The sequence below is a fragment of the Serratia sp. A07 genome, from assembly GCF_058725505.1.
On sequence record NZ_JBZXDO010000235.1, the window covers coordinates 1 to 651 of the forward strand.

The following is a 651-nucleotide window of genomic DNA, read 5'->3' on the forward strand; positions in this document are numbered from 1 at the left end:
CGGGTGGATGAACTGCTGCCCTGGAACCTCTCAACCGTAAAATAATCCTTACGCTACGTCCTACACGGGGCGCTTACGGTCGTTCATCACTTTGTCCCTCTCCGGTTGTGTCTGTTGTGGCGCAGTATCGCACAATCACGCAGCTGGGGCATCCGCTCCCGGCGGCCGGACTGGCGCCGCGAGCGCCGCCCGCCCGTGAAGGTCAACCGCCACGCGCCGGGGCGCAAAGGTCGCCGGCGTTGCCGGCCTTTCTCCGGCGGCTGCCGCGTCGCTTTGCATTTTTGCCTGCCTGTTGCAGTATCTGCGCTTCACCGGACGATGAACGGCCTTCAAAAAATATTCCCCCCTGCAGCCCGATGACATCTTGGCAGCCCCCGCTGATGGCGTGGCGGCGGGCTGCGCCCGGCCTTCAAGCCGCTTTCGCGGCATATCCTTGTCGCCGAAAAGCCGGCGCCGGCGGTATTCCACGGTCGGCCTGACACGCGGCGGAAGCTGCCGGCCATGACATCGGGCAGCAGGGAACGAGCGCCGTACCGGCGCTCTCCTGCCCCCTCTGACCATGAGGATTTTTGCCATGTCCCGATTTGTCCTGGGTGATTCCGTGCAGGTGATGGCCGGCTATCCGGCGAGCAGCATTGATTTTGTGTTGAC

1 pseudogene is annotated in these 651 nt (G+C 63.7%); it reads left to right on the forward strand.

The annotated features are described in order from the left end of the window. Nucleotides 1-403: 403 nt before the first annotated feature. A pseudogene (locus AC4PR2_RS29495) lies at nt 404-505 on the forward strand (hypothetical protein); the annotation flags it as partial. Nucleotides 506-651: the final 146 nt, after the last annotated feature.